2 protein-coding genes and 1 pseudogene are annotated in these 887 nt (G+C 49.9%); all 3 read right to left on the bottom strand.

The features are described 5' to 3' along the window. Positions 1-89: pseudogene (locus tag KQJ18_RS24220) on the bottom strand (shikimate dehydrogenase); the annotation flags it as partial. 1 nt (position 90) lies between these two features. Further along, entirely contained in the window at positions 91-663 is a 573-nt protein-coding gene (gene tsaC / locus KQJ18_RS24215) for an L-threonylcarbamoyladenylate synthase type 1 TsaC (protein WP_069325293.1), read from the bottom strand. 4 nt (positions 664-667) lie between these two features. Further along, positions 668-887 (bottom strand): type I DNA topoisomerase (locus KQJ18_RS24210; protein ID WP_216422988.1); only part of this gene is annotated, 220 nt, incomplete at its 5' end.

Below are 887 nucleotides of genomic sequence, written 5' to 3'. Positions count from 1 at the left end.
ATCTTCAGCTGCTCTGCAAATTGCTGATGAATAAAAGGCGATTTACTGTGCGCTATCGGATTACCAAAAACAGCATAGGCTTCTTTCATATTACCCCTGTCGAAACTGTTCACCCGTCAGTGCATCACGGATCTCCGAAGGATTCAATCGCCCTCCGGTCTCTCCTTCAACAACGGGAAAGTCTATACCGAACTGCGCGCGGACTTCCTCTACCGTTCGGCAAGGCGGTAAGCCACTCAAATTAGCACTGGTGGAAACTATAGGTTTGCCATAAGCCTGGCACAGTGCAACCACCAGCGGATGATCGGTGACACGCACGGCCAGCGAGTCAAAACGACCGGTCAACCAACGAGGTGTAGTCGCAAGCGCCGGGAAAACAAAGGTGACGGGACCAGGCCAGCGAGCGAAGATAGCCTCACGTTGAGTATCAGTAAGCGAGCTATCGTCAATATAGGGCTTAAGTTGCTCAAAGTTGGCCGCAATCAAAATTAAGCCTTTCTCGACCGGACGTTGTTTTAATTCCAACAAACGACTTACTGCCGTTTCGCTGTCGGGATCGCAGCCGACACCAAATACAGCTTCTGTTGGATAGGCGATGACTTTCTCTTGGTTCAGTACCTCTATTGCAGCAGCGATAGGGCCTGTGGGCAGGTTATTATTCACTTTTTTATTCCGCCGAAATCGGCTTTCCACATTGTTTACTGGCACAGAAATGCTTCACACCCTGCGCGGTTTTCTTTTCGATGAGTAGCGGATAATGGCACTCTGGACATTCTCCAGCTAACGGTTTGAAGTTAATAACAAACTGGCACTCCGGATAGCGATCGCAGGAGTAAAAAGTTTTGCCATAACGGGAACGCCGCTGGACCAGGTGACCGGTCTGGCAT

This window comes from Citrobacter sp. S55_ASV_140, assembly GCF_018919505.1.
Lineage (GTDB): Bacteria > Pseudomonadota > Gammaproteobacteria > Enterobacterales > Enterobacteriaceae > Citrobacter > Citrobacter werkmanii.
Note: the sequence above shows the minus strand (reverse complement) of the source record. Positions and strands in the feature narration are given on the sequence as shown.